General features: G+C 65.8%; 10 protein-coding genes. All 10 read right to left on the minus strand.

Annotation, left to right across the window (positions count from 1 at the left end; translation table 11 throughout):
- Positions 1 to 3: 3 nt before the first annotated feature.
- The 10 genes from IWX77_RS07375 to IWX77_RS07420 all read right to left on the minus strand — a co-directional run bounded on the left by IWX77_RS07375 (position 4) and on the right by IWX77_RS07420 (position 7,601).
- Positions 4 to 621, minus strand: coding sequence for a FliH/SctL family protein (locus IWX77_RS07375; protein WP_196843860.1), 618 nt, complete (start codon positions 619 to 621; stop codon positions 4 to 6).
- The gene (fliG, locus tag IWX77_RS07380) at positions 611 to 1,639 is read right to left on the minus strand and encodes a flagellar motor switch protein FliG (RefSeq protein WP_196843861.1); all 1,029 of its coding nucleotides are present in this window, start codon (positions 1,637 to 1,639) and stop codon (positions 611 to 613) included. The genes IWX77_RS07375 and fliG overlap by 11 nt, the downstream gene beginning before the upstream one ends.
- On the minus strand, positions 1,636 to 3,276 hold the full coding sequence (gene fliF / locus IWX77_RS07385; protein ID WP_196843862.1) for a flagellar basal-body MS-ring/collar protein FliF: 1,641 nt from the start codon (positions 3,274 to 3,276) through the stop codon (positions 1,636 to 1,638). The genes fliG and fliF overlap by 4 nt, the downstream gene beginning before the upstream one ends.
- Positions 3,276 to 3,599, minus strand: a complete 324-nt coding sequence (locus tag IWX77_RS07390; protein ID WP_196843863.1) for a flagellar hook-basal body complex protein FliE — start codon at positions 3,597 to 3,599, stop codon at positions 3,276 to 3,278. The genes fliF and IWX77_RS07390 overlap by 1 nt, the downstream gene beginning before the upstream one ends.
- Positions 3,599 to 3,988, minus strand: a complete 390-nt coding sequence (locus IWX77_RS07395; RefSeq protein ID WP_196843891.1) for a flagellar basal body rod protein FlgC — start codon at positions 3,986 to 3,988, stop codon at positions 3,599 to 3,601. Before IWX77_RS07395 ends, IWX77_RS07390 begins: the two co-directional genes overlap by 1 nt.
- Positions 3,985 to 4,326 carry a flagellar basal body rod protein FlgB gene (locus tag IWX77_RS07400; protein ID WP_196843864.1) on the minus strand — a complete coding sequence of 114 codons (342 nt, stop codon included), beginning with the start codon at positions 4,324 to 4,326 and terminating at the stop codon, positions 3,985 to 3,987. Before IWX77_RS07400 ends, IWX77_RS07395 begins: the two co-directional genes overlap by 4 nt.
- A gap of 145 nt (positions 4,327 to 4,471) precedes the next feature.
- Positions 4,472 to 4,789: a hypothetical protein gene (locus IWX77_RS07405; protein WP_196843865.1), complete on the minus strand. Its 318-nt coding sequence runs from the start codon at positions 4,787 to 4,789 to the stop codon at positions 4,472 to 4,474.
- 31 nt (positions 4,790 to 4,820) lie between these two features.
- Positions 4,821 to 5,255 (minus strand): flagellar export chaperone FliS, encoded by a 435-nt coding sequence (locus IWX77_RS07410; protein WP_297413241.1) that lies wholly within the window; start codon positions 5,253 to 5,255, stop codon positions 4,821 to 4,823.
- Between the two features lie 11 nt (positions 5,256 to 5,266).
- The gene (gene fliD / locus IWX77_RS07415) at positions 5,267 to 6,592 is read right to left on the minus strand and encodes a flagellar filament capping protein FliD (RefSeq protein ID WP_196843867.1); all 1,326 of its coding nucleotides are present in this window, start codon (positions 6,590 to 6,592) and stop codon (positions 5,267 to 5,269) included.
- 172 nt (positions 6,593 to 6,764) lie between these two features.
- Complete coding sequence (locus tag IWX77_RS07420) at positions 6,765 to 7,601, minus strand: flagellin N-terminal helical domain-containing protein (RefSeq protein ID WP_196843868.1); 837 nt, start codon at positions 7,599 to 7,601, stop codon at positions 6,765 to 6,767.
- Between the last annotated feature and the right edge of the window lie 451 nt (positions 7,602 to 8,052).

Raw genomic sequence — 8,052 nt, forward strand, 5'->3', positions numbered from 1 at the left:
TTGTCACGCGGAGTCTCCGAGCAGCGCGGCCTTGGCGCGGGCGAACGCAGTGCTGATGCTGGCATCAAGAAACCCGTCGCTGAATTCGGTGAGGGCGTCGCCGCGGTGGATGAGCGCATCCGCTACAAATTTGACCTCGGTGAGGCTGCTGATGGCTGTACCGAGCACGGCGAGGTCATCGGGGTGCATGCGAATCGTGTGGATCTCGCTGCGATCGAGGTCGTCGGCGCGGCCCTGGGCACGTTCAAGGGCCCGGCGGGCTGACGGCTCGGTGCGGCTCAGTTCGCTGCCGAGCACGGCTTCGGCCAGGTCGAGGGCGGTGTGCACGAGGGTGTCTTCGGCCTCGCGCAGCAGCGGCATGCTGCGTTCGTCAAGGGCCTGGGCCGCGGCACGCAGCAGTCGCACACCACGGTCGATCCTGGCGTCACCCAGCTGCCGGCTCTCGGCGTGCTCGGCCTCCATCTCGGCTGAACGCCGAGCCACCTCGTCGGCGGCAGCGTGCAGTCCTCTGGTGTAGCCGGCCGCGTGCCCCTGGGCGCGCGCCATCTCGTCAGCGCGGGTGGTCTCGTCGTCCCGCACACGAGGGAATGCGATGCGACCGAAGACGGAGTCAACTGACATATTCGTCCTCCGTGCCGCGCGTCACGGTAATGACACCCTGCGCCTCCATGTCGCGGATGGCGCGCACAATGTTGGCACGGGCATCTTCGACCTGGCTCAGACGTACCGGGCCGAGGGCCTTGATCTCGTCTTCGAGCATGTCGCGGTTGCGCTCGGACAGGTTCGCGCGAATGACCTCGGCGACGGCGCTCGAGGTGCCCTTCAGGGCCATAGCGAGGGCTGTCGTGTCGATCCCGCGCAGCACCTGCTGCACGTCGCGGCTCTCCAGCTTCACGATGTCGACGAAGGTGAGCATGCGTGAACGCACCTCTTCGGCCAGAGCCGGGTCGCTCTCCTCGAGGCCTTCGAGCAGGGAGCGCTCGGTGGCGGCATCCGCTCGGTTGAGAATATCGACGAGCGGTTGAATACCACCGACGACCTCGACGACCTCACGAGAGACGACGGCGCCGGTGCGCTGCTTGAGCGACTCGGTGACGACCCGAATCGCCTCGGGCGTTGCACTGCCCATCGTGGCGATGCAGCGGGCGACCTCGGTGCGCAGGGCTGGGTCCAGGCCGGTGAGTACTCCGCTGGCCTGCTCGCGGCGCAGGTGCGCCAGAACGAGGGCGATGGTCTGCGGCATTTCGCCGTCAAGCAGGTTGAGTACGTCGTTGGGTTCTGAGGTGTCGAGAAATTCAAAGGCCTTGCCGGCCATAGAGGTGGCGACACGGGCCAGCACACCGGCCGCGCGCTCGGCACCGAACGACGCCTCAAGAAGGCCGGCGGCAAAGTCGTGGCCACCGCGCGCGTGGCGGCTGCCCCGCTGGGTGATCTCTTGAAACTCGATCAGGGTTGATTCGGCCACGGACGAGTCAACCTTGCGCAGTTGCACAATCTCTGACGCGATGACCTCAGCTTCGACGTCGGTGAACTGTTTCATAACTTCGGTGGCCCGCTGGCGGTCCATGTTCATGAGCACGACGGCGACCTTTTGAGTGCCGGTCAGCGCGGCCGAGGCTTTCGCCGCGGAGTCGGTCATGCCGGCTGCCGATCGTCCATCAGCCCGCGCAAGAACTCGGCGGTGCCGCGCGGGTCGTTCTGCGCCAGCGCGTCAATTTCAGCGCGACGGATGTCTGCCGGTGTCGGCTCGAAGGCCACGGTGCGAATGACCTGGGTGGGCAGGTCGCTCGGGTTGAAGAACAGCGAGCCCGGCCCGGCGGTCAGGGCGTTCGGGGTCTCTGCGCCTTCGCCAAGCGCGTTCTGCATCTCGGAGAGATCGCCGAGCTCGACCGTTTCGCGGCTCTGGCGGCGCGAGCGGCGCGCGTAGAGCAGCAGGCTGACCACGAGGGTGATGACGATGCCGGCGGTGATGACCGAGACGCGGATGATGTCGGCGAGCTGCTCTGCCGAGGCGGCATCCGCTGTGGCTTTGAGCGCGGCGGCGGCGGAGGCAGCGCCCGAGGTGTTGAACGGCATGACCTCAACGGTGATGGCGTCGCCGCGCACGGTGTCGACACCGGCGGCCGAGGTGACCATCGACGTTACATCGGAAACGTTGAGCACCTTGGCCGCTGCGGTGTCGAGCACGACCGAGACGGTTTGGCGCTTGATCGAGCCGGACGGAATCGTGCGGTTCTCGGTCACCTTGTTGATGGCGTTGTTCTTGGTCGTCGTGCCCGAGGTGAAGGTGCCATCGGGGTTGGTCGTACCGGTAGTCGTGGCGGCAGCACCCGTCGCGGTGGTCGACGTAGCACCGAGCACGCCGGCGGCGGCTCCCCCACCACCGCTGTAGTTCTCGGTCGCCACTGATTCGCTCAGCGTCGGCGCGTTGGTCGGCGTGGTGAACGACTCTTCAACGCGAGAGGCAGATTCGTAACTCATGTCGGCGGCCACAACGACGGTGGCGTTGCCGACGCCGACGACCTGGTCGAGCATGGCCTGCACGGCGCCCCGCACACGCGACTCGTAGTCGGCGGCCTGCTGGTCGGCAGAGCCGGTCGCGCCCACGCCAACGGCCGAGAGCACGGTGCCGCTCGCGTCGATGACGGCCACATCTGAGGCTTTCATGCCGTCGATCGAGGCGCTCGTAAGGTGCACGATGGCCTGAACCTGTTCGTTCGAGAGCGTCACGCCGTTGCTGGTCTGCACGAAAACGGACGCCGTCGGGTCGTTCTTTTCAGACACGAAGACGCTGTCCTTGGGGATGGCCAGCTGAACGGAGGCGGTCTGCACGCCGTCCATGGCACCGATGGTCTTGGCCAGTTCGCCCTCAAGGGCACGCTTGTAGGTCACGGACTGCTGAAACTCGCTCGAGGTGACGCCCATCGTGTCGAGCAGCGAGTATCCCCCGGTGCTCGCCGACGGCAGCCCGGCGGCCGCGGCCTTGAGACGCTCGTCGTACACGTTCGCCTCGGGCACCATGACGCTCGCGCCGCCATCGGCCAGTTCATACTTCACTCCGTCGGCACGCAACTGCTCAACGACGGCGTTCGCGTCAGAACCGCTCAGCCCGGTGAACAGGGGCGTGAACGCGGGCTTGGTGACCCACATACCGAGCGCAGCTGCCCCGAGCACGAGCACCGCAACACCGATGATGGCTACGGTGCGCTGGGCAATGGTGAATTCGCGAATAGCGTTGCCGAAACGGCGAAAGACGCTGGTGACCTGACGGGGCATTAGGCCTGCATCCTCATGATCTCGTTGAACGCGTCGACGCCCTTGTTACGAATGGCGGCGACGAGTTCCATCGTGACCGCGGAGCGGGTCGAGGCGATGGTGGCGGTGTGAATATCGTTGAGGTCGCCCGAGACGGCCTGAATGGCGAGGGCGTTCGAGGTCGACGAGAGACTCTGCAGGTTGTCGACCGCGCCGCTCAGGGCGTTACCGAAGCTGGCACCGTCGGTGCCCTGCGCAGCTTGAGTGCTCGAGCTGCCCATGACGCCGCCAAGCGAAGCGGAACCGGCGACCCCCTGGATGAGGCCAATTGCGCCGAGCGGCATCAGCCACGTCCGATCTGCAGGGCTGCTTCGTAGGCGGTCTTGGCCCGGTCGACGACCGCGGCGTTGGCCTGGTAGCCGCGCTGGGCCATGATCAGGTGGCCCATCTGCTCGGCCATGTCGATGTCGGGGTAACGCACGTAACCGTTGGCGTCGGCCAGCGGATGCGCCGGCTCATACACGAGGGCACCGGCGGTGTCGCCGAATGCCGCGGTGGCCGAGACTCCCGAAACGCCCTGCCCCTCCTGGGCGACGATGTAGCGCTCTTGAAAGGCCCTGTCGCTGGTGGCTGTGACGGTGCTGGTGTTGGCGAGGTTGTCGGCGATGGCGTCGAGCCATTTGCGGTGCATGGTCATTCCGCTGCCCGCGATGCCAATTGCGTCGACCATCAGCTGGTCCTGATGGCGGTGCGCATGGCCGTTGCCGGGCCGTCGATCGCCTTCGCCGCGAATTGATAGCGCAACAGGGCGTCAATGTTCGACAGCGTCTCGGTGTCGAGGTTGACGTTGTTGCCGTTCAGCCCGGTCGCTTCAAGCGATCGCTCGGTGCTGGCAGTGACCTGGCCACTGCCATCCGCTACCGATTTCGCGAGGGCCTTCTCGAATGAGACGACCTTGGCGTGGTAGTTCGGGGTGTTGATATTGGCGATGTTGCTCGCGATGGTGCGCTGGCGCAACGCGAGACCATCCAGTGCACTGGTGAGCGCAACAGAGGTCACGGAATCAAGCATGGTTACCCGTTTCGTCGACAAGAGACAAGACGGCCAATCCGTGGCCCGGTATGAGCAATCCATGCTCACTGGTAGTTATCGACGCGGGTGAGAGTTTCGTAAGGAGTTTGCTGAAAGTACTTGAATTCTGTTGCGATACAGGGTTTCAGCCGTCAACATCCAGATAAACGGATGCCCGCGCGTCGCGTCGCGGAGGCACCGAACGTACGGCGGCCAAGTGCCGACCCACGCCCGCGCGCGCCGCCGCCAGCTCCCCCACGAGCTTCTTCTGATTACCGAGCAGGTGCCGCACGCGCGCCCCGAGCTCGGGAGGGAGCGCCGCCAGCCCTGCCGGTGGGGTCCACGCGTTGGTCGAGCCAGCCCTGTTGGTCGAGCTTGTCGAGACCATCACATCTTCGTTGGTCGAGCTTGTCGAGACCACCAATCGCGCCGCTTCCTCCAGCTGCAGCTCGAGTGCGTCCAACGCAGCGTTCCACGCCTGCAGATTCGCGTCGCTACCCAATCCCCAGCACCCCGCCAACCCGCGCAGCTGCGACCGGCTGAGCCGGCAGCATCCCGGCCGCTTCATGCCAGGTCAACCGCAGTGGCTCGAGCAGATCAATGCATTCGCGTGTCCGTGCCGCATCCCGATGCGTGTTCGCGCTCATCATCGCCGTCGACGCGTAGGTGTACAGCGAGAACAGCCCGTCGCCGCCGTCCCAGGCCTCCACGTTGAGCGAGGTACTCAGTTCAGACACAATGGCCTGCGCGTGCAGAAGGTTGTCGCTGGCAACCTGCCAGTCCTGGCGCCCCTGCGCGGCTTCGGCCCGGTTCAAATCGAGCAGCAGCCGGTCGTAGAGCATCGTGAGCAGTCGCACCGGCGTGGCCGAGAGCACCGCTTCGCGGTTCAACTGTGCGCGTCGGGCCTGTGCCCCACCCATCATGCTCATAACAGCCATCATCATCCTGTGGTCGAGTTGGAACTGGGGAGCCCGGCAACCTGGGCGCTCAGCCACGAGGACTGGGCTTTCAGGGCGCTGAGCTGGGTTTCCAGTGCGGTGTAGGTGCTCTGCAGGGTTGCCCGGCGGGTGGCCAGGCTGCGGTCCCAGTCGGCGATGCGGTCGCCGAGGTTGCGCACGGTGGACTGCTCACCGGTGATCTTCTGAGTGAGCTGGCCGTCGTATCTGTCCGAGGCCGTGGTGGCGGCCGCCGCAACCCGGGCGGCGATCTCCGTGACGGCGGCCTTCACCGTCGCCGGGTCCTTGGCGAGGGCGGCGGCGAACCTGGCCGGGTCGAACTCCATGGTTCCCAACCGGCTGATGCTGATGCCGTACTCCGACGGGGACCGCCCGTTCACGGGTAGGGAGGCCGCCGAGAGGATGCGCTGCTTCGTGTCCCGGATGGTGCTGTCACCGGAGAACAGTCCGGCCGTCGTCCGTGAGATCCCGGAGGAGTTCGTCGTGGTGCTCACGGTCGTCCTGGCCGTGATCGTGGCGAACACGCCGTTCAGGGCGGTGACCAGGTCGGCGGCGCGGGTGCTGATCTGTGCGTCGTCGCGGGCCACGGTGATGCTGACCGGGTCGACCGATACGGCCGAGACGGTGAGCGTCATACCGGGCAGGATGCCGGCGAACGTGTTGGTTGCGGAGGTGATCTTCTGCTCGGCCGCGGTGCCGGCCCAGAGGGTGACCTCGGCATCCTGCGCGGCCTGGGTCTGGGTCATCGGCACGGTCGTGCCTGAAATCGTGACGCCGGCGGCCGCGCCGGACGCGGTGGCCGTGAACTGCAGACGGAAACCGTCGACTCCCACGGCAACCTTGGTGGCGATGACGCCGGCGCCGGCCGCATTCACGGCCGAGACCATGTCGTCGAGCGAGGTCGAGGCGCCGGTGACGGTCGTGGCCGTGCCGTCAGCCCGCGTGACGGTGAGGTTGGTGTCGGGCCAGGCGGTGACCGGGCCGGAGACCATGACCTGGGTCTGGGCGAGCCTGCCGACGACGAGGTCGAGCTGGCCGGCAGCGGCACCGGTCGAGGTGGTGACCGTGACACCGGTGGAGCTGCTGGTGGCCGAGTAAAGATCGAGAGCGGCCGGCTTGGCGGCGGTCTTGGCCAGGTCGGCGAGAGCGGCCACCTGGGTGTTCAGACCCTGGAGCGCCGTGATCATGGTCTGGGCGGCGGAGACCCTGGCCTTGAGCTGGGTCTGCGGGATTGCCTCGACCTGCATCAGGGAGTTGATCAGGCTGGTGGTGTCCAGGCCGCTGACGAGGCCGTCAATCGCTGTGACCATGTCGTCTCCTCCTTCTGCTTCCTGGTAGTGCTGGATTGTGTTGGGTCACGCTGGCTCGGGCTGGTGCAACGCGAATGGCTGGTGGCGGCCGAGGGATGAGGTCCAGTTCATCTCTCGGTCACCACCAGCCATAGTTCACCGTGCGGTTGCCCGAAAGGTTCAGCTCACCGGTTTAGCGGAGGAGCTGCAGCACGCCCTGGTTGGACTGGTTCGCCTGCGCGAGCATGGCGGTACCGGCCTGCGAGAGGATGCTGGAACGGGTGTACTTCACCATTTCCTCGGCCATGTCGGTATCGCGGATACGCGAACCGGCAGCGGTGAGGTTCTCCTTGGCAACGGCCAGGTTCTTGATGACGCTCTCGAAGCGGTTCTGCACGGCACCCAGGTCGGCGCGCTGCGAAGAGATCGCCGTGATTGCCGTGTCGATCGCGGTGATCGTGGTCTGGGCCGTGGCGTTGTCGGTCACGACAAAGCCGGCCGCACCCGTCGCGCTGCCCAGTGTGCCAACCGCTGTGGCCACGTCCGCGTTGTTGACGACGATCTTGTCGTTGGCGGTTGCACCGGCACCGATCTGGAAGGTCATCGTGCCACCCTTGAGCAGGTCTGTGCCGTTGAACTGGCTCCCCTCCGTGATGCGGTCCAGTTCTTTGCCCAGTGCATCGGCCTCGGTCTTGATGGCGAGGCGCGACTGGGTGCTGTTCGAGTCGTTACCACCCTGGACGGCGAGGTCACGCATGCGCTGCAGGATCGAGGTGACCTCGTTCAGGGAACCTTCTGCGGTCTGGATGACCGAGATGCCGTCCTGGGCGTTGCGGCTGGCGACCGTGAGGCCGCCGACCTGCGACTTGAGGCCCTCGGAGATGGCGAGGCCGGCCGCGTCATCCGCTGCGCGGTTGATGCGGAGACCGCTGGAGAGCTTCTCCAGCGACTTGGACATGTCGTTCTGCGTGGCGGCCAGGTTGCGGTACGTGTTGTTGGCCGCGAGGTTGGTGTTGATCTGCATACCCATGATGTATTCCTCCGTGATTGGGTGATGTGCGCCGGCCCATCCATGGGCTGACACCACTAGCTATCGACCACGCTCCGCCCCCGGTTAGCAACACCGGGGAAGATTCTCGCGAATTCCGCCACGATGGCCGCCCTCCCATGAATGCGTGGTCGTACCGGCGCTGTGCGATGAAGTTCTGGCCAATCGCCTGATGACGCGTCAGTCATCACAATCAGAATTATCTCTGAATCTAAATCAGCACCTTTCTGAGTTTCTCTCGGCTTTTGGGGGTGGTGTGGGCTATAATTGTGGGTGAAGGAGGCACCGCCGCCATGACCCTCACCGCCCCGCCCGCCGCCACCGGCTCCACCCCGGATCCGGTGTTCTCCCGGGTCGCGGCGATAGCTCAGGCCGGTGCGATTCTGGCCTCCGCGTTGGACGGGGTGCGGTTTGGTCACCTCGACGATTCCGA

Origin of the sequence: Cryobacterium sp. CAN_C2 (genome assembly GCF_015751745.1) — a bacterium.
Taxonomy (GTDB): domain Bacteria; phylum Actinomycetota; class Actinomycetes; order Actinomycetales; family Microbacteriaceae; genus Cryobacterium.